The 24,251-nt window shown below is 55.1% G+C and carries 10 protein-coding genes; 8 read left to right on the top strand and 2 right to left on the bottom strand.

Annotated features, from left to right (window positions below; translation table 11 throughout):
- Positions 1-77: 77 nt before the first annotated feature.
- The 8 genes from ACFOTD_RS09535 (at position 78) to ACFOTD_RS09570 (ending at position 20,747) form a co-directional block, all read left to right on the top strand.
- Complete coding sequence (locus tag ACFOTD_RS09535; RefSeq protein WP_378118042.1) at positions 78-1,781, top strand: type 2 periplasmic-binding domain-containing protein; 1,704 nt, start codon at positions 78-80, stop codon at positions 1,779-1,781.
- 64 nt (positions 1,782-1,845) lie between these two features.
- Entirely contained in the window at positions 1,846-2,736 is an 891-nt protein-coding gene (locus ACFOTD_RS09540; protein WP_378118044.1) for an ABC transporter permease, read from the top strand.
- Between the two features lie 18 nt (positions 2,737-2,754).
- On the top strand, positions 2,755-3,639 hold the full coding sequence (locus ACFOTD_RS09545) for a carbohydrate ABC transporter permease (protein ID WP_378118046.1): 885 nt from the start codon (positions 2,755-2,757) through the stop codon (positions 3,637-3,639).
- Positions 3,640-3,686: 47 nt separating this feature from the next.
- A complete protein-coding gene (locus ACFOTD_RS09550) occupies positions 3,687-6,140 on the top strand; it encodes a glycoside hydrolase family 31 protein (protein WP_378118048.1) in 2,454 nt (817 codons plus the stop codon).
- Positions 6,141-6,526: 386 nt separating this feature from the next.
- Positions 6,527-12,358, top strand: coding sequence for an Ig-like domain-containing protein (locus tag ACFOTD_RS09555; RefSeq protein ID WP_378118049.1), 5,832 nt, complete (start codon positions 6,527-6,529; stop codon positions 12,356-12,358).
- A gap of 135 nt (positions 12,359-12,493) precedes the next feature.
- Positions 12,494-12,691: a hypothetical protein gene (locus ACFOTD_RS09560; protein ID WP_378118051.1), complete on the top strand. Its 198-nt coding sequence runs from the start codon at positions 12,494-12,496 to the stop codon at positions 12,689-12,691.
- 325 nt (positions 12,692-13,016) lie between these two features.
- Positions 13,017-19,664 carry a DUF5695 domain-containing protein gene (locus ACFOTD_RS09565; protein ID WP_378118053.1) on the top strand — a complete coding sequence of 2,216 codons (6,648 nt, stop codon included), beginning with the start codon at positions 13,017-13,019 and terminating at the stop codon, positions 19,662-19,664.
- Between the two features lie 75 nt (positions 19,665-19,739).
- The gene (locus ACFOTD_RS09570) at positions 19,740-20,747 is read left to right on the top strand and encodes an S-layer homology domain-containing protein (protein ID WP_378118055.1); all 1,008 of its coding nucleotides are present in this window, start codon (positions 19,740-19,742) and stop codon (positions 20,745-20,747) included.
- A gap of 15 nt (positions 20,748-20,762) precedes the next feature.
- On the opposite strand, the gene ACFOTD_RS09575 is transcribed toward ACFOTD_RS09570, so the two are convergent.
- Together ACFOTD_RS09575 and ACFOTD_RS09580 are read right to left on the bottom strand one after the other, a co-directional pair.
- Positions 20,763-22,355 (bottom strand): response regulator, encoded by a 1,593-nt coding sequence (locus tag ACFOTD_RS09575; protein ID WP_378118057.1) that lies wholly within the window; start codon positions 22,353-22,355, stop codon positions 20,763-20,765.
- Positions 22,330-24,174 (bottom strand): sensor histidine kinase, encoded by a 1,845-nt coding sequence (locus tag ACFOTD_RS09580; RefSeq protein ID WP_378118059.1) that lies wholly within the window; start codon positions 24,172-24,174, stop codon positions 22,330-22,332. The genes ACFOTD_RS09575 and ACFOTD_RS09580 overlap by 26 nt, the downstream gene beginning before the upstream one ends.
- Positions 24,175-24,251 lie beyond the last annotated feature (77 nt).

Consider the following 24,251-nt stretch of genomic DNA (forward strand, 5'->3'; position numbering starts at 1 on the left):
AACGCGGACTATGCGCATGACGAACTATAATAAATCTGCAAGGATGCGAAGTTAATAAACCATCTGGGGGAAAGAAAATGAATAAGAGTTTCAAGACCTTGGCAGTTGGTCTGACCGTTGCGTTCAGCTTGGGCGCATGCGCAAGCAACAACAACGCGGACAACAACGCAGCCGGCAGCGCGAGCCCTGCGGCAAGCAGCAGCTCGAGCAGCGCCGCACCATCGGAGGCGGCCGTCGATCCGATGGGCAAGTTCGCGGAGCCTGTCGAGGTATCGCTCGGCAGAGGGGTCGATCCTACCTACAAATACGAAGGCAACGACACGGCCGAGGACAACATCTATACCCGCTGGCTGAAGGATTCCTACAACATCGTCGTGAAGCACGAATGGGAAGCAGCTCCTGCCGATTACGGCCAAAAAGTAAGCTTGGCGATCGCAAGCAATAACCTCCCGGATGCCATGCTTGTTAACGAAACGCAGCTGAGACAAATGGTGAAGGCCGGACAACTGGCCGACTTGACGGAAGTATACGACAAGTACGGCGCAGAACGGTTGAAGCAGATTTACAAGACAAACCCGGGCCTGCTTGAAGGCGTGACGTTCGACGGCAAGCTGTACGCGCTGCCCGAGACGACGCTGCCTTCGGCGCCGATGACCTGGATCCGCAAAGACTGGCTCGACAAGCTCGGACTCGAAGCGCCGAAGACGCTGCAGGATCTCGAGAATATTGCCAAAGCCTTCAAGGATAACAAGATGGGCGGAGAAAATACGCTCGGTATCGTAGGTACGCAGCAGGGCGGTTCGTTGTACTCCACGTTCCTGTCGTCCGGCGACCACTTCATGAATTTCTCTCCGTTGTTCTTCGCGAACGACGCCTACCCGGGCATTTGGGTGAAGGATGCGGGCGGCAATGCCGTATACGGCTCGACGACGGCCGAGACCAAGAAATCGTTGGCACTGATGCGCGACTGGTACGCCAAAGGGATCCTCGACAAAGAAATCGGCCTGAGAAAGAGCACGAAAGAAGCGCTGACGAGCGGGCAAGCGGGCATCTTCTTCGGACCTTGGTGGTCGCCGTACGATCTGCAGGATTCGATCAAGAGCAATCCGGAAGCCAACTGGAGACCTTATGCCGCTCCGCTTGACGATGCGGGCGTATTCAACTCCAACCAGGCGACGGGCAGCAACTTCATCGTCGTGAACAAGAAATACGAGCACCCGGAAGCCATCATCAAAATGCTGAATCTGCACGTATCCGAAAAGCCGGAGAGCTACAAGACGGCCGTAGGCAAAGAGATGACCTCCCAGGAAATTCCGTTGTTCCTGATCATGGGCTTCGGCGACCAACTGCAGTACGCCGTAAAAACGACGCAGAAGGTGCTTACGGGCGAAATGAAGCTTGAGGAAGTCGACAAAGCAAACTATGGCTTTACGTACGAGCTTTCCTCGCACGTGAAGAACATCAAAAAAGAGCCGTTCGACAATTATGACATTCAGTACTGGGATCAAAAAACGGATCCGGACTTCTTCGCGCACGTCTACGCGCATCTGAACGGCGGATCCACGTTCGTAGATGCAAACGTCAACTACGTGAAGAGTATCGCCACGGCTCAAACGAAAACGATGCAAACGAAGTGGACCAACCTGAAGAAGCTGGAGGACGAGACCTTCCTGAAAATCATTATGGGAATCGCTCCGGTCGACGAATTCGATACCTTCGTCACGAAATGGAAGCAGCAGGGCGGAGACGAAATCACGGCAGAAGTCAACGAACTGAAATAAAGGATCATGTTCAAGGCGAGTGGCAACTTCACTCGCCTTGATGATCCTGTTAAGGAGAATGGATATGCTTAACCGAGGCGTTTCTAAACATTATTTCTTGATGCTCCTCCCCGGGTTGATTTGGCTCGCGCTTTATAATTTGCTTCCCATGTACGGCGTGCTGATGGCCTTCAAGGACTTTAATCCCGGACTCGGCATATTCAAGTCGGAGTGGATCGGTCTGGACAACTTCGAGTACATGTTCCAGCTCGACGACAGCAAAGTCATATTCAAAAATACGATCGTGATCGCGCTGTTTAAAATGCTCGGCAACCTGATCGTTCCTTTAGTTTTCGCGCTTATGTTAAATGAAGTGAAGAACAGGTTGTTTACCCGTTCGGTTCAAACGATCGTGTACTTGCCTCACTTTTTGTCTTGGGTTATTATTGCGGGCATCATGCTGGATATCTTTTCTTACTCAGGCCCGATTAATCAGGTTCTCTCTATGTTCGGCGCGGAGCCGATGCTGTTTTTCGCGAATCCAAATATATTTCCCTGGATGGTTGTTTTCAGCGATATTTGGAAGGAATTCGGATTTGCGGCCATCATTTTCTTTGCTGCTTTAACTTCCATCAACCCTGAAATGTACGAAGCGGCTGCCATTGACGGCGCATCCCAGTTTAAACGGTTGACGCGTATTACGCTTCCGAGTATTTTACCGGTCGCCGTTTTGCTTGGTACGCTTAGTCTCGGAAATATTCTAAATGCCGGATTCGATCAAATATTCAATCTGTACAATCCAACGGTATATTCAACCGGCGATATTATCGATACCTGGGTTTATCGGGCGGGTCTCATCGATATGCAATACGGACTTGCGACGGCGGTCGGCTTGCTTAAATCGGTTGTGGGCTTGGTTCTCATCTCGGTTTCTTACACGCTAGCTTACCGTTTTGCGAACTACAGAATTTTTTAACAGAAAGACGTGATCACAATGGTAGAGGATCGTTCCGCTGTCACCAGGCTGTTTAACGGAGTCAATAAAGTTCTGCTGGTCGTAATAACGCTTCTATGCATCCTGCCTGTCTGGTATACGCTCGCCGTATCCCTGAGCGACAGAGCGGCCGTAGCGGGAGGCGACGTGTTTTTCTGGCCCAAGGGCTTAACGTTCAATTCGTACGCGACCATCATCGAGGACGGACAGTTTTTCAGGTCGTTCTTCATCTCGGTAGAGCGGGTCGTCCTCGGAGCGATCATTGCTTTCTTCGTCGTGCTGCTCATGGCCTATCCGCTATCGAAGACCGCCAAGGAATTCAAGCCTAGAAATATCCTCATGTGGACATTGATCTTTTGCATGCTGTTCAGCGGCGGCCTGGTGCCTTGGTACATGACGATGAAATCGCTGGGCATGATCAATAACATTTGGGGATTGGTGCTTGGAGGCGGGCTGCCTGTCTTTAACGTCATTCTCGTCATGAACTTCTTCCGGAATCTGCCGAAGGAAATGGAAGAATCCGCTTTGATTGACGGTGCGGGCCCGTGGCGCATCCTGTTCGGGATTTTCCTGCCGCTATCTACGCCGGTTATGGCGACGATTCTCGTCTTTACGATCGTTGGACATTGGAACGAGTTTTTCCAGGCGCTTGTGTTAATGACGAAAAACGAAAATTATCCGCTGCAATCGTACATCCGTCAAGTGACAATCGTGCTTAATCCTGCCAAAATCGATGCGGAATCGGCCAAGCGGCTAGCAACCATGTCGAACCAGACCTTGAATGCGGCAAAAATTTTCATTTCCATGCTGCCGTTGCTGCTCATTTATCCTTTCTTCCAAAAGTACTTCGTAAAAGGAATTACGCTTGGATCGGTTAAAGGCTGACGGTGGATTCGTTCATTTAATGATCAGAAGGAATAGGAGATAATATTGTGCAAACTAGCGAAACGATTCATCCCGATAAAATCGAACATCAGGAAGCTCCCAAGGTTGATTGGCACGTCGGCGCGATCCAGTCGGCTCAAAACGAACAGGGCGTCTATGTATTCCGCGGCGAGCATGCGTCGATTATGCTGCAGCCGGTCAATGCGTATGTCGTCCGCGTAAAGCTGCTGCTGGACCATGCGCGCGATTTGAAGTCGACGATTGCGGTTCAAAAAGAAGCCTATGAAGCGGTTGACGCGCGATTGGAGGAGGGGCCGGAACAGTACAAGCTGGTGTTGCCTGCGCTTACGGTTGTCGTGCACAAAGCGAATGCCCGGATCGATTTTTACGATGCCGGCGGCGAACTAATCTCCAGGGAACAAGAGCTGTACAGGGCGGGACGAGGCGAGTACGGTTTCCGTAAAGCGATGGAGAAGGACTCCCACATTTACGGTCTGGGAGAGAAGACGAGCTTTCTGGACAAAAAAGGCGAGAAGTACGACATGTGGAACTCGGACGTGTTCGATCCCCATGTGCCCGAGATCGAATGCTTGTACGTATCGATTCCGTTTCTCGTTCATTTCCGTTACGATCGGCCTGCTTACGGCATTTTCCTCGATAATCCGGGACGTTCCACGTTCGATATGCACACGAGCGATATTGCTTATACGGTCCAGGTCCATGCGGGCACCATCGACTATTACTTTGTGTACGGGCCCGAACTGAAGGATGTCGTACAGCGGTACACCGGCCTGACGGGGCGAATGGATCTTCCGCCGGCCTGGGCCATCGGGTACCATCAATCCCGCTACAGCTACATGGACCAGGAAGAGGTTATGATGCTCGCACGGAACTTCCGCAGCAAGAACATTCCTTGCGACGTCATTTACCTGGACATTCACTACATGGACGAGTACCGCGTATTCACGTTTGATCCGGTGCGGTTCCCGAATCCCCAAAAGATGATCGACGAACTGGACGCCATGGGAATCAAGATTGTTCCGATCGTAGATCCAGGCGTCAAGAAGGACCCGGAGTACGCGCCGTATATTGAAGGAACGAAGAAGGATTATTTCTGTCGCAAGCTGGAAGGCGAAGTGTTTATCGGAAATGTGTGGCCGGGAGCAAGCGCCTTCCCAGACTTCACGGAGGAGCAGGTGCGCGCCTGGTGGGGCGAGAAGCATCGTTATTATACGGAGCTCGGCATTCACGGCATTTGGAACGACATGAACGAGCCTGCCGTGTTCAACGCTTCGAAAACGATGGATCTGGATGTCGTTCACGGCAACGACGGCGATATGAAAACGCACCGCGAGCTTCATAATCTTTACGGCATGCTGATGTCGATGGCGACCCAGCAAGGCTTGAAGAAGCAGCTGGACGGGGAGCGCCCATTCGTGCTGACACGCGCAGGTTATGCGGGCATACAAAAATATGCAGCCACTTGGACCGGCGACAACCGCAGCTTCTGGGAGCACTTGGCCATGGCGATCCCGATGGTGCTTAACCTGGGTTTATCCGGACAGCCCTTCTCCGGACCGGATATCGGCGGCTTTGCCCACAATACCACGCCGGAGCTTCTGGCGCGTTGGACGCAGGCGGGCGTTTTCTTCCCTTACTGCCGCAATCATAGCGTTCTGGAGTCGATACGCCAAGAGCCGTGGTCGTTCGGTCCGCAGATCGAAGATATATGCCGCAAGTATATTCGTTTGCGCTACAGGCTGCTTCCTTATCTGTATACGCAATTCTATGAAGCGCATAAGACCGGTCTGCCGATCATGCGCCCGCTCATACTGGAGTACCCGAACGACCGCAGCGTCTATAATCTATGCGATCAGTTCCTGGTCGGAACGAGCTTGCTTGTTGCGCCGATCCTGCGTCCAAGCACGGAATATCGCTCGGTTTATCTGCCTGCCGGGGAATGGATCGATTATTGGACGGGCGAACGCCATGAAGGCGGCCGCACCATTTTGGCTCATGCGCCTATGGACGTTCTGCCGCTGTATGTGAAGGCGGGAAGCATGGTTCCGGAGCTTGCGGAGGATCAGTGGAAGCCAGCCATGAACGAGTCGGCGAACGTAACGCTGCGCATGTATGCCGGAGCGCCAGGTACGACGTCCGTCGGTCAATGGTACGAGGATGATGCGCGTACATACGCTTACGAGAGCGGCGTTTACAACCTGTTACAGTCAACGGCTCTATTCAGTGAAGACAAGCTGTCATTAAGGCTGACTTATCTGTCCAAAGGGATGAAGAACGAGCGCCAGCTTCTTCAGCTTCAAGTCAAATCGATGCATTTCGCACCAAAAGCCATTTTGATAGGGGAAATTAGTTTAGAGGAATCCGGCGGGAGCTGGTCTTATGACGAAGCGCTTCAGGCGCTCAGCTTGCAAGTGCCGAATACATTTGATCAGATGGAACTCGTCATTCTAGGGATGGAGGATCTCGCGCCTTCGAATTAAAGAGCGGGAGGGAATCGGAAAATCGGTCCCGGGTTTTCTCCCGATTGCGCATGCCGGGCGGCGACCATATGAGCGGTTCGGAAGAACCCTTTCAGAGGCACATGAAGTGTCTCGAAAGGGTTCTTTTATATGGAAAGAAGTCCATTTTTGAAACTTATCGTTCATATTATGCCCCAGTTCTTAAATGAATGGTAGAATATACTACGATGCTTCGACAAAACGAGAATGGGCAGCGTTCCGGTTGTTTATCCCGGGGCGCTTTGAATGAATATCGGCGAATTCTATATTATTTTTTCAAAGAAAGGAAGAAGATGATGAATCGAGCCGGAAGACAGTCGACATTTTCCAGAATCTCAAGGAGATGGCTCCTCGGCTGTCTATGTCTCATGCTGTTGTGCGGCGGCGTTCTGGCTATCGGACCCGGGCCTATATATGCAGCCGACCGGACGGTAGCGACTTGGAACGAACTGACCGATGCATTTGCGAATGCACCTAGCGGCGATACGATCGTGTTAGGCGATCATATTACACAAACGTCGGGTACGATCGCTCTGCCACCGGGGAAAAGTCTAACGTTAAATCTGAAAGGATATACGCTGTCGATTACGGCACCCGCAGCAAGCGATCAGGCTGCGATCGGGGTTATTGCCGGTACGACGCTCACGATCGTAGACACGCTCGGCGGCGGAACGTTGAACGCAACGGGAGGTACGGGCGGCTACGGCGCCGGCATCGGATCGGCCTATCAGAAAGCTGCCGGAACCATCATGATCAACGGCGGCACGATAAATGCAATGGGAGCCAGCAACGGCTCGTCCGGCATCGGCGGGGGCGCGAACGGAGCGGGCGGAACGGTGACCGTTAACGGCGGGACTGTCAATGCGACCGGCAGGAACGGCGGTTCCGGCATCGGCGGCGGACTGCAAGGGGCGGGCGGAACGGTGACGATCACCGGCGGTACCGTCAATGCGACCGGCAATAACGGCGGTGCGGGAATTGGAGGCGGATATGGCGCACCCGGCGCAGCGGTGACGATCACCGGGGGCGTTGTTACGCCTTCTACCGGCAATTCTTCTGGCTTCTCAGCAATCGGTCCGGGCTCGACCAACTCCACTTTCGGTTCTTTGAGCAACAGCGGTACGATCGTAATACCGAGCGGTCAAAGACTCGTTATCCCGGCCGGAATTACGTTCGAAAATTCGGGAACGATTGAAGGCACCGGTTCGCTTAGCGGCGCCGGGACCATCCAGAATACCGGTACGATCAGCAGCCCGGTAACGGGCGTGACGGTCAGCGGCAATGCCTACGATCTGTCGTTTAACCTGAATGGCGCACCGGGCACGCCGCCGGCCTCGCTGCATGTATTGGCCTCGACGGTGCAAGCCGCAGGGCTGAGCTTGACGAGCCCCAGTCCTTCGGGTTACGAGTTTGACGGTTGGTATACGCTTGACGGCGTTCCGTTTACGGATACGACGCCGATCAGCTCGATTACGAACACGAGCAGCGCGACGCTTTATGCGCATTGGAAAGCGGTCAAGATTGTATCCGTCGCCTCGTTGTCGGATATTCGCGTACCTTACGGTACGATGCAGAGCGGGCTCGGACTGCCCGGCACTGTCAACGTGTCGCTTAGCAACGGAACGGCGAAGCCGGCGGCTGTATCATGGGACGGAGGCGCTCCGGCTTATGATCGCACGAAGCCGGGGACCTATGTTTTCACTGGGACGCTGACTGCGCCTGCCGGTTCGGTCAACCCGGATGGCAAGACGGCGAGCGTGAATGTGGTGGTGGAGCTGCCGACGGTGTCGACGGTAGGCACGCTGATGGATATGCATGTGCCGTATGGCACGACGTTAGGTGCCGCGGGGCTGCCGGCTACGGTGAGTGTAACGCTGAGCAGCGGGGAAACGAAGTCGGCGACGGTGACGTGGAACGGCGGTACGCCGGCGTATGATGGGACGAAGCCGGGTACGTATGCGTTCGTAGGTACGGTGACGGCGCCGACGGGTTCGACGAATCCGGGAGGCAAGACGGCGAGCGTGAATGTCGTGGTGGAGCTGCCGACGGTGTCGACGGTAGGCACGCTGACGGATATTCATGTGCCGTACGGTACGACGTTAGGTGCCGCGGGACTGCCGACCGCGGTGAGTGTGACGCTGAGCAGCGGGGATGCCAAGTCGGCGACGGTGACGTGGAACGGCGGTACGCCGGCGTATGATGGGACGAAGCCGGGTACGTATGCGTTCGTAGGTACGGTGACGGCGCCGACGGGTTCGACGAATCCGGGAGGCAAGACGGCGAGCGTGAATGTCGTGGTGGAGCTGCCGACGGTGTCGACGGTAGGCACGCTGACGGATATTCATGTGCCGTACGGTACGACGTTAGGTGCCGCGGGACTGCCGACCGCGGTGAGTGTGACGCTGAGCAGCGGGGATGCCAAGTCGGCGACGGTGACGTGGAACGGGGGCACGCCGGCGTATGACGGGACAAAGCCGGGTACGTATGCGTTCGTAGGTACGCTGACGGCGCCAGCAGGCTCGACGAATCCGAACGGCAAGACGGCGAGCATCAACGTTATCGTCGAGCTGCCGATCGTATCATCGGTAGGCACACTCGCCGACATCCGTGTGCCATACGGCACGAAACTGGAAGACGCCGGACTGCCCGCTGCAGTAGATGTAAAGCTGAGCAGCGGGGATATCAAGTCGGCGACGGTGACATGGAACGGCGGCACGCCGTCTTACGACGGGACAAAGCCAGGTACGTATGCGTTTGTCGGTACGCTGATGGCGCCGACTGGATCGACGAATCCCGACGGCAAGACGGCGAGCGTCAACATCATCGTCGCGTTGCCGATCGTATCGACGGTAGGTACGCTCACCGATATCCGCGTGCCATACGGTACAAAACTGGAAGACGCCGGACTGCCTGCAACGGTAGACGTAACCCTGAGCAGCGGGGAAACCAAGTCGGCGACGGTGACATGGAACGGGGGTACGCCGACATACGACGGGACGAAGCCGGGCATGTACACATTCGTCGGTACGCTGATGGCGCCGACTGGATCGACGAATCCCGACGGCAAGACGGCGAGCGTCAACATCATCGTCGCGTTGCCGATCGTATCGACGGTAGGCACGCTCACCGATATCCGCGTGCCATACGGTACAAAACTGGAAGACGCCGGACTGCCTGCAACGGTAGACGTAACCCTGAGCAGCGGGGAAAGCAAGTCGGCGTCGGTGACATGGAACGGCGGCACGCCGGCGTACGACGGGACGAAGCCGGGCACGTACACATTCGTCGGCACGCTGACGGCACCGACAGGATCAACCAATCTAAATGACAAGACGGCGAGCATCAACGTTATCGTCGAGCTGCCGATTGTATCATCGGTAGGCACACTCGCAGACATCCCTGTGCCGTACGGCACGAAGCTGGAAGACGCCGGACTGTCCGCTGCAGTAGATGTAACGCTGAGCAGCGGGGATATCAAGTCGGCGACGGTGACATGGAACGGCGGCACGCCGTCTTACGACGGGACAAAGCCAGGTACGTATGCGTTTGTCGGTACGCTGATGGCGCCGACTGGTTCGACGAATCCTGACGGCAAGACGGCGAGCGTCAACATCATCGTAGCGTTGCCGATCGTATCATCTGTAGGCACGCTCGCCGACATCCGTGTGCCATTCGGCACGAAACTGGAAGACGCCGGACTGCCTGCAACGGTAGACGTAACGTTGAGCAGCGGGGAAACCAAGTCGGCGACGGTGACATGGAATGGCGGCACGCCGTCTTACGACGGGACAAAGCCAGGCACGTATGCGTTTGTCGGTACGCTGACGGCGCCGACAGGATCGACGAATCCGGACGGCAAGACGGTGAGCGTCAACATTATCGTCGAGCTGCCAACCCTATCGACGGTAGGCACACTCGCCGACATCCGTGTGCCATACGGCACGAAGCTGGAAGACGCGGGACTGCCTGCAACGGTAGACGTAACGCTGAGCAGCGGGGAAAGCAAATCGGCGACGGTGACATGGAACGGCGGCACGCCGTCTTACGACGGGACAAAGCCAGGCACGTATGCGTTTGTCGGTACGCTGACGGCGCCGACAGGATCGACGAATCCGGACGGCAAGACGGTGAGCGTCAACATTATCGTAGCGTTGCCGATCGTATCATCGGTAGGCACACTCGCCGACATCCGTGTGCCATACGGCACGAAGCTGGAAGACGCCGGACTGCCTGCAACGGTAGAAGTAACGCTGAGCAGCGGGGATACCAATTCTGCGATGGTGACATGGAATGGCGGCACGCAGTCTTACGACGGGACAAAGCCGGGTACGTATGCGTTTGTAGGTACGCTGACGGCGCCGACAGGATCGACGAATCCGGGAGACAAGACAGCGAGCGTCAACATCATCGTAGCGTTGCCGACCGTATCATCGGTAGGCACACTCGCCGACATCCGTGTGCCATACGGTACAAAACTGGAAGACGCCGGACTGCCTGCAACGGTAGACGTAACCCTGAGCAGCGGGGAAACCAAGTCGGCGACGGTGACATGGAACGGGGGTACGCCGACATACGACGGGACGAAGCCGGGCACGTACACATTCGTCGGCACGCTGACGGCACCGACAGGATCGACGAATCCCGACGGCAAGACGGCGAGCATCAACGTCATCGTGGAGCTGCCGACCGTATCATCGGTAGGCACGCTCGCCGACATCCGTGTGCCATACGGCACGAAACTGGAAGACGCCGGACTGCCTGCAACGGTAGACGTAACCCTGAGCAGCGGTGAAACCAAATCTGCGATGGTGAGTTGGAATGACGGCACACCGGCGTACAACGGGACGAAGCCGGGCACGTACACATTCGTCGGTACGCTGACGGCGCCGACAGGATCGACGAATCCGGACGGCAAGACGGTGAGCGTCAACATTATCGTAGCGTTGCCGACCGTATCATCGGTAGGCACATTCGCCGACATCCGTGTGCCATATGGCACGAAGCTGGAGGACGCGGGATTGCCCGCCACTGTTGAGGTAACGTTAAGCAACGGGGAAACCAAGCCGGCGACAGTGATGTGGAACGGCGGCACACCGGCATACGACGGGAAGACGCCGGGCGCGTACACATTCGTCGGCACACTGACAGCGCCGACTGGATCGACGAACCCGGAAGGCATGAAGGCGATCATCCGTGTGCAGGTAGACTTCGCTCCAATTCCGACGCCATCGGATCCCTCTCGCATGGTAGTCAACTGCGGGATCGGCGTGTGCGCGGCAAGTATAGGAGACAAGGGCAACGTTTCTGTTACGGTCCATGCGGCGAGCCGACCCTTTTCGCTGACGTTAGAAAGGCTTGATGCGAACGAGCTGCGTCTGCCCGGCGATGCGCAGGCGCTGAGCATGGTTTTCCGTTTAAGCAAAAATATAGACGAAACGCTCCAATTGCAGATGTCGCTGCAAATCAAGCTCGATTCCGCAACGATCGGCGAAGGCCGCAGAGCCGCCCTGTTCGCGTACGACGAGGCGGCAAGTCAGTGGACGGAGATGGACGGGAGCCTGAACGGAGATGTCTTTAGCGCTCAAACGAGCCGATTTGCTGCGTTCGCCGTCCTCTCGGTTGCCGAACAAACTACCCAGCCGGAAAAGCCTGCTATCCAGCTTAGCGACGTAACCGGTCATTGGGCGAAGACGGAGATCGAAGCGGCGGTCGGTAAAGGAATTCTGACAGGGTATCAAGACGGCACCTTCCGTCCGAACCAGCAGGTGTCGCGCGTGGAATTCACGGTCATGCTCAGCCGTGCACTGAAGCTGAGCAACGGCGCAGCTGAAAGCGCGGAGCCGACGACATTTGCGGATGCGGCAGGCATTCCGGCATGGGCGCGTTCGTCCGTTGCGGAAGCGACGGCTCATGGGCTGATACAGGGCTTCGCGGACGGAACGTTCCGGCCGGGAGCGCTTATGAGCCGGGCGGAGCTTGCGGCGATTGCGGCGCGTGCGCTGCAATTGCCGCAAACGTCGGAGACGGCGCTCTCGTTCGTGGATGCGAACGACATTCCGGCGTGGGCGAAGGCGGCGGTGGCATCCGCGCAGCAAGCCAGGTTAATGAAGGGGCAAGAGGGGAACCAATTTGCGCCCCTCGCTTCTGTCACGCGGGCGGAAGCGGCCGTGCTGATCATGAGAATGATCGAGCGGCTGTAAAAATACGTTATACAACAAACGAGAGCGGAGCGATCCGCTCTTTTTGCGTTCGGCGGCCGTTCACCAACATCGAGCAATTCGACTCGCTCCTCAAAAATTTGGCGACGATTCGTGCGCAGGAAGCGCGTATCTAGCATGTCGGCGTTATTCGGTCGTTTTGCAGGTCGAAATACCTGCATTCGTACAGGTATTTTCTTCGGATCAACGACGCGCGATGAAAAGGATGCAAATATGCAGGTAAATTCAAAGCAGAAGCCGGAAATGCGGCCGGTGAATGAAAATAAATGTATATTTGCATCTTTTCAGTCTAAAAGAGCCGACATCGGCGAATAAAGATGTATATTTGCAGGTATTGCTGCAATAAGGCGGCGCAGGCGAGGAGATGCGGTGACGATATGCGGGGCGGCGCAAATAGGTTGCAAATTTTAAAAAAGTGATTGAATATCATACTTTTTTTGGGCGGTTTGCAGGATATAAAATATTTATGAAAGCGATTGCTTAATGGCTGGAGACTGTGAATTTGCCGAACTGAAATTTGAAAACAATTTGGCGGGGCTGATTTTCAAAGGGAGGTGGGTTTAAAAGCGTTTCCTTGCGAGCCAATTTTGAAAGCGCTTTCTATTCTAATTTAAATAAACCATGTAACCAGGAGGTCAAAATGAAAACGACAACTAAAAAGCTGATATCGCTGGCCACTTCGTCCGCGTTATTTTTCGGCGGGCTGCCTTTGGGAATAAATGCGGTGCCCTCGGCAGCGGCGGCGGCGAACGGCATTTCCAATGCCAGTCTCTCCGCCAAGATCGGCGATCTGGGCCAGATCGAAGAATTATATATTCAGAACAACCCGACCAACAAAGGCGGCAAGCCTATCAATTTTGTATTGCCCAACAATACGTCGCCGCAGAACGACGTTCAGCACCAATGGATGGGCGAGATGATTTTTTCTTATCGTACCGGCGACAGCGGGCAGTTCCCTAACGATAGATCCGGCTTCGTAGAAGTGGATACGAACAAAACGTTGGCGGCCGGCGGATCGACGAAATATACGACGATCAACCCTGCCAACCCTTACATTACGAAGCAGGCTTCGACGGACGGCAAAAAGGTGGAAGTCAACTATATCGGACAAAATCTCGATTCCACGGCTGCCCGGGCAATGAAGGGTTTTGACGTGAAGTCCGTCTTCGACATGGATACGGACGATGGTTCGCTGCTATGGGAAATTACGGTGAAAAACAAAAGCGGAAAATATATGGAGTTCGGCGATATCGGCTTGCCGATGCCATGGAACAACAAGTATTTATCCGTATCGGATACGTACGACAACCGAGTGACGGTACATAACTTTGCCGGTGCCGACAGCGGGTATTCCTATGCGATCCGCACGAGCGGCGAAGGGAATTTCATGATGTTTGCCCCGGTGCCGGAAAGCGGCGCCCGCATCGAATATGTGGACTACTGGCTGGGCGATACGGGCGAACTGCGCAACGGAAGCCTGTACTCCAACTGGGTCGGCGACAGCGGCGGCTGGTTTCCCGGGCTGAACGTGCTCTATATCCACTCCAAGGATATACAGAAGACCGGCCGCGGATATTTTAAGGATACGACCAGCCTCGTGTTGGCGCCGGATCAGCAAAAAACGTACAAGTTTAAATTTTCGGCGGTGCGCGCAGGCGACAACAGTCCGCAAGCCAATGCGCAAAGTCCCAATAACGCTTCAACTTCGATGGAAGACCGCGAGGCTAACCTTCGCTCCAACCTGTACAAGTCGGGCATGATCGATGTCGTTGCGTTGCCGGGCTTCCAGGCTGCGATCAATATGCCGGTCATGCTGGATCTGCATTACGACGATCGCCTCATCGACGTGCAGTCGGTAGACATCCAGTCCGTGCAAGAGAACGATCCGTTCGATGCGGCGCATATCCCCGATATCAAGCCCGGCCAGACCAGAAGCGCCATGGTTAACAACTCCCGCGCCGGGCGCGGACTTCCCGACGGGAATCCGGGGTATTCGGAATCCGTACAGTTCGTGGAGACCAAGATCGTGAACGGCGAGCAGCATCATCTTTATTCGCTCAAGTTCGGCAGCATCGGCAATAACAGCGTACGCGTGAATTACAAGCTGAAAAGCGGCTCCGAGCAACTGGATAAGTTCACGCAGTTCGAATTCAATATTCTCGCCGAGCTCGATCAAACCTCGCAAGCCCACTCCGAATTCATGGTCGAGAAAACGCAGGACAAGGACCCGACAAGTCCGACCTTTGGCAACTATCGCGACTGGTACCTGACAACCGGCATGGACACGACGACCAGCCATTGGGGAGACGACTGGAGCCACGATAACATCAATTTTATGACAATGAAAAATGTTCTCGATCCCGATCCTGACGAGATACGCTCCATTGAGAACTACCTGATCGATTACATGTGGGAAAGTTATATGAAAAATACGCAGAAAACCTTTACGGTCGCGAACTACCTCAAAGATTCAGGCGTTTACACGAATTCGGCAAGTCCCTACGTACGGACGTTTTCCGAGATGATGGAATCCACCGGCTACTTTAACATGTATCGGATCCAAAAGGCTTATCCCCATCTGTTAGACTATCGCGAGACGCCGCAATACTATCTGGAAAAGGCGTACGGCATCTACTACAACCGTGTCTCGAGCGGAGCGACGGGCTTCTACGGCGAGCAGCAGATTCCGGATATGATCGAGGCGTTAAAGGAAGAAGGCATGCTGACCGAGTATGAAAATCTGAAAAAGAAATTCGCCCAAACCAAAGGACGGAACGTGACCAACGCCGCTTATCCTTACGGATCGGAATTCGAATACGACAATACGGGCGAAGAAGGGGCCTATTCCGCGGCCAAGGCGCTGCGCACCTATTACCCTGAAGACGCGAGGGCGGACGCTGCATTGAAAAGCATGGGCTTGGCCGATTTGAAAACGCGAGCCATGCGGGGCATTCAGCCGACCTGGTACTACTATTCCGTACCGGTATTCCGCGCCGGCGAGGGCTGGTGGAATTTCCAATATACCGCTTCGTTGGCAGGCTCCATTATGGATGACTGGCTACGCTATGAAAATGACGGGAGAACCGGGGAACAAGCCGCCGTCGCTCAGCAGCGCAACTATGCGGCGAAAATATCAAACTTCAATGCCGTCAACATGGGGCAGATCTCGAATCTGTCCGTAGGCGGCATCTCCTGGAGATATAACGCCCAGAAGGGCGGAACCGGAACCAAAAACGTAAACGACGGCGGCACGCGCGTGATGAACAACGGCTGGCAGGACTTCTCCGGCGAATCGGAGGAAGGGCTCTACGGCTCGCTGCTGCGGATCAGCTCCGATATCGTCACCGATCCGGTATTCGGTCTTTTCGGATACGGCGCTTCGGTCTCGGAAGAGGACGGCACTTATCGGATCGCGCCCAAGGACGGATTTGGCAAACGCATCAACCTTATCGACGAAAAGATCTACCTCGTCTCGGAAAGCGACAAAATCGAGAATGCGGAAATTCAAAAAGACGGCAAGGCCTATCGTTTGCAGCTCTCGAATCTTGCCAAAAGCGAGCACGCTTCAAAGATTACGTTCGATGGCGCAGGCGTCGAGAACGGCTATTACACCCTGAAGCTGGACGGCAATAACGCCGGACAGTTCTATGTTCAGAACAATAAAGGCACGGCCATGTTCCAAATGAGCGGTGCGCTGACGGCTGATTTGACCATTGAAAAGACGGATACGGGCGAAAACGAGGCCCCGCAGGTTGCGGCAAAGCTGACGACGCAAGACCCGCAGGCGATGATTCCGTTCGTCATGGAAGGAACCGTGACCGACGACGGCGCTCCTGGCGGCACGTTGACCTATCAATGGGAAGCGGTTAGCGCGCCGGAAGGCGGCAAGCTGAGCTTTACCAATCCGAAGTCGACGATCACGCGGGCAAACGGCACCAAAGCAGGCGCTTATACGGTCAGACTTACCGCCAATGACGGGCAAAAGAGCGGTTCGAATGAACTGACCTTCACGTTGGCCGCTCCGCCGGAAAAACAGCCTCCGGCCATCGGCGAGGTGACTGCGGTACAGGATGCTTCGAACGGCAGCATTATCGTGTTGTCCGGCAAGGCGACCGCGGATCCGGTGTACAGCGAGGTATCCGAACCTGTCTGGACGTACGGATGGACGGTTAAGCAAAAGCCGGAGGGCGCAGCGGACGTTACATTTATCAATGGCGGCAAAACCGATGCATACGCGCGAATAAGCAAGGCCGGCACTTATGTATTTACCTTTACGGCGGCCGATGAAGGCAAGGTGTCGAGCAAGGATGTAACGATTAATATCGCAAAAGACACCGATGGCGCCTACAAGGCCGTTAGCGTCGTGACCTCCGTTAACGCGGCTCCGACGCTTCCCGCACAGGTGGATATTTTGCTCGAGGACGGCTATCGGAAAAGCGCGATCGCATGGAATCAGGTCGATCCGGCCAGCTATGCGAAACCAGGCGAATTCGTCGTCGAGGGTCATATCGTAGACAGCGATCTGAAGGTACGCGTCACTGTCTATGTCGTCAAAGCGCAGCCTCAAAACAACGCGCTGATCGCAAAGCCATCCGCCAGCTATTCGGGCGGCGACGGGTATCCCGAAGCGATGAACAATGGCTACGATCCGAAGAGTTCGTCCGACTTCTCGCCAACGAAAGGCGCCTCTAATAGTGCCTGGCACAACTGGGGAAAAGAAGGAGAACCGGCATGGGTCATTTATCAGTGGGATGAGGCGTTCCTTGCCTCGTCGATGGACGTCTATGTGTTCCGGGACGGCTCCGGCAATTTTCAACCGGCCGATATGAAGCTTCAGCTTCGCGATGCGGACGGAAAATGGTATACGCCAAGAGGCGTAGCGGGACTTGGTAACGCGTTAAATAAGTACAATACGACAACCTTCGAGCCGGCGTATATTACGGGCGCTCGCATCGACATGAAGCCGCTTACCGTCGGGATCGGCATTCTGGAATGGAAGGTCAACGGTTACACGGGAGCGACGGATAAGTCGCAGCTTGCGCAGATGATTAACTTTGCGAACTCCTTAAAAGCCGCGAACTTCATCGATCAGGGTCTTGCGCCGATTGCCGCCGCCAAGGCCGGCGCCGCTGCGGTCATGAGCAACAAGGAAGCGACGGACGAGGACGTGGCCCAGGCCATTGAAAAGCTGCGGACAGATCTGCGGCTGCTCAGCCCGCGCGATAAAAATATGGCGTTCGCGGCCAGCCTGTCGGCCAGCTTCACGTCGTCGTGGGAGAGTCTCCCTGCGGTTAACGACGGTTTAAAAACGGCCGCCACCAACCCGCATTGGGGTTCGTGGGGCAATACGAGCGCCGAGGAATGGGTGCAATACGACTGGCCGCAAGGCGCAACGCTCCAGAGCTCCAATCTGATGCTGTGGACGGATAACGGCGGCATTGAAGCGCCTACCAAGTACACGTATTCATACATTCCTTTGAACAGCCAAACGAATGAATGGGTGACGGCGGGAACCGTCAGCACGGGCATCGTCGCGCTGACGACGCCTGTAGGTTCCTCGAATACCTTTGAATTCAACCCGGCGCCGGCGGTTAAATCGCTCCGCGTGACGATGACCAAAAAAGCCCGGAACGGCAATGGCGTCGGCTTGTGGGAATGGGAAGTGACCCAGGCGGCGGCCAAGCAGGATCAGCAGGCGCCGACGACGCCGGCAGGGGTACAGCCGACCGTCGTCAACGGAAATGACGGAAAGCTTACCGGCGTAACGACGGCCATGGAGTACAGAAAGGATGGCTCGCAAACCTATACCGCCATTACGGAAGAGGAGGTTGCGGGACTCGGCGCCGGCACGTATTTTGTCAGGTATCGCGCAACCGATTCCCTTAACGCCAGCCCCGATAAGGAAGTCGTCATTCCGCAAGGACCCGCGCTGCAGCCGGGCGCAAGCTTAGCCGGCCCTGCAGTGCCAGCGTACGCAGGTCAATCGGTTGACCTTACAGTCGGCGTAAACGGCTTGGCGCATAATTTTAATATGCTGAGCGTGGAGCTTAAGTACGATCCGGCCGTGATCGCGTTTGCGACCTCATTGAACGATGACGTCAACGTACTGGATGAAGGCGCAATTACGTCTTCGCGTGCGGGGCTTCAGGTTGTCGAGACGGCCGTCAAGCCGGACACCGGGGAGATCCTGATCATTATGGGACTCACGGGAACCTTCTTGACAGGCGACGGACCTCTATTCGTTCTGCATGGCAATGCTAGGGCGGATGCGGCAGCCGGCACGACGACGGTTGCGGTAACCAAGCAGGAAATGGTCGGAGACGAGGGCCATTATTCGCTGCTCGACACCGCTCAGGCCAAGGCGGACATTCTAGTCGTTCAAGTAGACAAGACGGCATTGATTGCTGCTATCGGGACCGCACAAGCGCTGCATGACGCGGCATCCGAAGGCAATCAACAGGGACAATATCCGAATGGAACCAAAGCGACGCTGCAAGCCGCAATCGATCTTGCATCGGCCGTGGCGCAGAACGGAGCGGCAACGACGGCGGACGTCGCTCAGGCGCTTGCCGCATTGGATACGGCAGTAACCGTCTTCAGCGGCTCGGCCATCCAGATCGATAAAGCAGCCTTGAATGCGGCCATTCTGGATGCTCAGCAAGCATGGAGCGCTGCAGTGGAAGGATCGGCGCCGGGCCAATATCCGGCAGGCGCGAAGGCAGCGCTTCAGGCGGCGATTAACGCTGCCATCCTTGTTCGCGACCTTAGTGCGGTAACGCAATCCGAAGTGGACCTGGCCGTATCGACCTTAACGACGGCGGCGAGCACCTTCAGAGCAAGCGTGAATCCGACGACGACGCCTTCGGTCGATCGGGGCGCATTAAATCAAGCGATTGCCGCAGCCCAAGCCAAAGCTGCAAAGGCAACCGCAGGCAACAAAGTCGGTCAATATCCGGCGGCTGCCATCACAAATCTGCAAGCGGCCATCGTAGCGGCGAACGCCGTGAAGAGCAGTAGCGGCGCCTCGCAGTCGACGGTGGATGCAGCGACGGCGGCATTGAACGCTGCAATATCGACGTTTGCTTCAAAAATCGTGACGCTTGTACCTGGAGCGACGTCCATTACGATTCAGGATCTGTCGATCATCGCTAAATATTACGGCGTGAAGAAAGATCAGCTTGGCTGGGATCAGGTAGAGAAGGCCGACTTGTTCGACAATCACGAGATTACGATCCTCGAATTGGCGGCAGTCGCGCGCATGATCGTAGGGAAGTGGCTGCAGCAATAAACGATCGGCACTTGCGAAAGAAAAGAGGGGAGGCGCTTCGGCGCCTTCCTCCTCAGTTCATGGAGGGATAGTCGCATGCTAAAACGCAAGTTAATCCAGCTATTGTCGATCGTCATCCTTGCTATTGGCGTGTCCCAGGGAACCGTTGCGGCCAAGGAAGCCAACGCTACTTTCGAACTTAAGCTTAGTTATTCGGACAGAGCCGTGAAGCTGACTATTTTGGGGCACGGGCTTACGGATCTGTACGCTTATGATTTAGGATTGTCTTATGATGAAGATATACTTTCCTTTAGCAAGGCGGAAACGTCGATTAAAGGTTTTTCGGTAAACCCGATCCTTGGCGCCAATACGATCCGGATCGCGCATACGAAGGTGGGAGAGGTCGGCGGCGAGAAAGGGGACGCGGAGCTGGCAGCGATCACCTTTGAACGTATCGGATCCGGGACGACGTCCATCAAGCTTGGCGATATCAAACTCGTCGATTCCAAGCTGAACGTCGTTACGCTTAATCCTCAAGTAGCGGCAACGGTAGCGGCTGATTCCCATTTGCTGATTTTCAAGGATATCAAGAAACACTGGGCCCAAGCTTCAATCTATGAGGCCGTAAAGCGGGGCTTCGTCACCGGCTATGCGGATGCCACCTTCAAGCCGAATCTTCAAGTGACGAGGGCGGAATTTGCGGCGATGATCGTTCGGGCGCTGCAAATGCAGACAAGCGACGGCAATGGTCTGGCATTCAATGACAATAAAGAGATTCCTGCATGGGCAAAGCCGTATGTACAAACAGCGGTGGAAGCCAAGCTGATTACCGGCTACGCAGACGATACGTTCGGTGCGAGCAAATGGATCACGCGCTCGGAAATGTCGGCGATCCTCGTGCGGGCAATAGGCAAAGAAGCAGGCTCCGATATTCAATTAACATTCGCGGATTTCGATCGGATACCGGCATGGGCGATCCCCTCCGTAAAGGCGGCCGTGGAGCTGGGCCTCATGAAGGGAAACACGCATAACCAATTTGCCCCGAATGCGCCTGCAACACGCGCAGAGGCAGTGACGGTTATTCTTAGAATGCTTGAGGCATGAGGCCGCGCGTATGTATCAAGACTCCCGAGGCGCAGCATGCCGGGCATCCAGCCTATACTTGCTGGGATACAGGCCGGTTAATTTTTTGAAAATGATATTAAAATAGCTTTGATTGGCATAGCCGACTTTTTCGGCGATTTCATGCAGCTCCAGATTCGTTTCGGTCAGCAGCCCGATCGCTTTTTCGATCCGCATCGTATTCAGATAACTGGAGAAAGTCTCGCTCTTTTCTTTAATGAACAACTGTCCCAAATAGGCCGCGTTCACGTTAAAGGCGAGAGAAAGGGTCTTTAACGACACGTTCTCCGCGTAATGCGCGTCCAGGTAGATCAGCACGCGTTTGATCATCGGATTCCAATTTTCGTCGGCGGCGTTCATTTTGTCGATCGCTTTGGCGACGATCGTTTTCAGCCAGGACTGGAGCTCCTCCAGCGATTTGGCGCGCATGAGATGGATGAACACCGTATCTTGAATATCGAACAGCGTGCCTGCGTCGACTTTGATCTGACGAAGCGCGTTCAGGATCCGGTACAGCATGTCCATGACGAGCGGATAAGCGCGGAGCAGCGGCGCCTCGCCGGAATGCACGATCCGGCCGAATACGTCATCGATATAGCGCCAAGCTTCATCCTGGTTTTTCTCGGCCAACGCCTGCTGGAACCTTTCGTCGTCCAAGTGGATCCGTTCGTTGTTCACGAACGATTCTTTGGCGATTTGCTCGTGATCGACGATAGAATTGGGCGGCATGAGCAAGGAATAATTCATCAATTCGACGGCCAGGGCGTAGCTGCTATGGACTTCGTCGCAGCTGCGCTCTCGGTTGCCTACCGTGATGAATACGTCGCATTTGAGCAGCTTGTTGATCGTCGCCGCGCACTCGGTCAACAGCGCGCGTATCGGCCCGGGTCCAAGCTCCGTCGTATCGTCGAACAAGGCGACGACGTGGCTGTTCATGTCGCAGAAGGTAATGACCTTGCCGTGCCGGTTCAACACCTCGTTGCATATATTTTCGCTCGCGAAGTTGATCAGCTCCCGATGCGAGCTGTTATGATGTCGTTCGTATAAAATTTTGAACAGGCAGACCAGGTATTGGCCGGCATTCAGATCGATCTGGAGCAGATCGGAGCGTTCTCTCAGATGGGCCGGACTGATATGGTTCGTCAGCCAGCGGTTCAAGATGTTGTTTCTGAGGATCAGCGAGTCGCTCCGCAGCTGGTTTTGCCGATCCAAATCCTGATTGATTTTTTCGACCAGATTCATGAGCGTGGAGCATAGCTCGTCGCGAACGATCGGCTTCAGCAAATAATTTTCGATCCCCAGCTGCATCGCTTCCTTCACGTACTCGAAGTCGTCGTAACCGCTCAGAATAATCGATCGGATCGGATACCCTTTCCGCTTGGCCTCCTTGATCAGAGACAGTCCGCTCATCTCCGGCATTTGAATATCCGTGATGAGGATCGCGGCTTGCTCGCGTTCGATCAGCTGCAGCGCCTCGATGCCGTTGCAGGCTTGACCCGCGATCTCGATGCCGTAATCCTCCCATTGCACGATCCCGCGCAGTCCTTTGAGAATGGCCGGTTCGTCATCCGCGATGATAGCTTTCAGCATCCGCTAACAACTCCTCTTTGCTTTTGGCCGGCATGCGCAGCGCGACGGCGGTTCCTTGATCGCTGGCGCTGTCGATGCTCAGCCCGTATGCCGGCCCGAAGGCCAGCCGAATCCGCTGATGAACGTTCATGATGCCGATCGTCTGCCTGTCCGGGATGTCGCTCGCGGCCAGCGCTCGCTTGATTTTTTCCAGTTCGGCGCCGTCCATGCCTTTTCCGTTGTCGGCAATCTCAATGATGATATCGTCGGCCTCGCGATAGCCTTTGACCGTAATATGATTGTTGGCGACGTGGGGCTTCAGACCGTGGACGATGCAATTTTCGAGGATCGGCTGCAGCAGATGCTTCATGACGCCGAATTCGAGGATGTCCGCCTCGATCTGATATTCCACGAACAAGTTATCCGCATATCGGATATTGTACAGCTCCAGGTAATTCTCGCAGAAGCGCAGCTCGTCCTTGATCTGTACGTAGCGGTCGCCCTTGATGCTGTTCCTGAACAGCTGCGACAAAATTTCGATAATGTGGCTGACTTGTTCGTTGCCGGAAGCGAGCGCCTCCATGCGGATGATCTCCAGCGTATTGTACAGGAAATGCGGATCGATCTGCGACTGAAGCGCGTACAGGCGGGCTTCGTTTTGCTTGAGCTCGGACAGATAACCCTTCTCGATATAGTTCACGATCCAGTCGCACATTTGATTAAAGTTCACCGCGATATTGCTGATCTCGTCTTTGGTCTCGTCGATCGGAATCCGGTAAGTGAAGTCTCCGACCTGCACCTTCTGGATGGCCTTGTTAATGAATTTGATGCGGCGGGCGAGAAAACGGATGCTGATGACGCCGAGCACGATCGCGAAAATAATGCTTAGCAGGGCGATCAGCACGATCAGGTTTCGCGTGGAACGGCTTTTGTCGTAGATTTCCGCATGCGGCAGCACGGCCGTAACGTAATAGCCTAGCTTTTCGCTATGTATGGTCTGAACCATGCTAACTTCGTCCAGGCGGGCATCCGGACGGCTTTCTTTCACTTGCTCGAAGTAGGGATAGACGCCTTCATAATAGCGATTCGACGTGTCGATGACCACCCTGCCCTCCTGGTCGAGCACCAGAAGCGTCATCGGGAATTTCCGGTCGATCAGCTGCCCGAACAAGCCGGCAATGCGCTCGGTATTGAAGTTGACGGACAGGATGGCGATGCTGCGGTCGAACGTCGTCGTACCGATGCCGCCGCGGATGTTGCCCGACAGGGTGAAGATCGGCTTCTTCGGCAGAGAGGAGTAGCCCTGCAGATAAGTCGGGGTAAGCGTCAGCCCGTAAAAGTGATCGTCCATCGCATCGTAAAGCCCGATGTTGCGGCTTAAATATTCATCGTTATTGAGCGACATATAATTGGAGCGGACGAGCAGATTTTGCCCGTTTTTCTTATAGATCAGCGCATCCATAATATCTTCGTCCTGAAAGGCTGCCGAGTCCAGGTAGTACCGGATCGGGCTGGACTGGGAAAAGTCCTCTTCGTCGAACGTATCGATTTTTTTGGACAAATACTCCAGCATGTCCTGGCTCTGCTCCGGATTTAAATAGAGCTGCTGGATCAACACCTTGATCGTCGCTTCTTTTTGCTCGAAATAGTTGGCCGCCCGCTGGATCGCCTGGACTTGGCTGTTGGTGGCATCGACGCGAAGGGCGCGATTCGTATTTTCCAGGATCGTCATGCTGAAAAACAAGATGATGACGATGACGATCAGCGTGTAGGCGATCAGCAGTCGATTCAAAAATTTTTGCTTGAGCAGACGCTCATAGAGCTGTTTGAAGATGACCAACACCTCGATTGGGCGAATTCATGGTGACGTTTAGCTATGGATTCGCTGGCATTCCCCTTAATCCTTTCGTTGACGGC

It is taken from the genome of Cohnella sp. GCM10012308 (assembly GCF_042649185.1).
Lineage (GTDB): Bacteria > Bacillota > Bacilli > Paenibacillales > Paenibacillaceae > Cohnella.

What these genes read in the sequence shown, in the direction of transcription:
- ACFOTD_RS09555 (WP_378118049.1), top strand. Translation starts at nt 6,527, where the DNA reads ATGCTGTTGTGCGGCGGCGTTCTGGCTATCGGACCCGGGCCTATATAT.
- ACFOTD_RS09545 (WP_378118046.1), top strand. Translation starts at nt 2,755, where the DNA reads ATGGTAGAGGATCGTTCCGCTGTCACCAGGCTGTTTAACGGAGTCAAT.
- ACFOTD_RS09540 (WP_378118044.1), top strand. Translation starts at nt 1,846, where the DNA reads ATGCTTAACCGAGGCGTTTCTAAACATTATTTCTTGATGCTCCTCCCC.
- ACFOTD_RS09570 (WP_378118055.1), top strand. Translation starts at nt 19,740, where the DNA reads ATGCTAAAACGCAAGTTAATCCAGCTATTGTCGATCGTCATCCTTGCT.
- ACFOTD_RS09560 (WP_378118051.1), top strand. Translation starts at nt 12,494, where the DNA reads ATGTCGGCGTTATTCGGTCGTTTTGCAGGTCGAAATACCTGCATTCGT.
- ACFOTD_RS09565 (WP_378118053.1), top strand. Translation starts at nt 13,017, where the DNA reads ATGAAAACGACAACTAAAAAGCTGATATCGCTGGCCACTTCGTCCGCG.
- ACFOTD_RS09575 (WP_378118057.1), bottom strand. Translation starts at nt 22,355, where the DNA reads ATGCTGAAAGCTATCATCGCGGATGACGAACCGGCCATTCTCAAAGGA.
- ACFOTD_RS09535 (WP_378118042.1), top strand. Translation starts at nt 78, where the DNA reads ATGAATAAGAGTTTCAAGACCTTGGCAGTTGGTCTGACCGTTGCGTTC.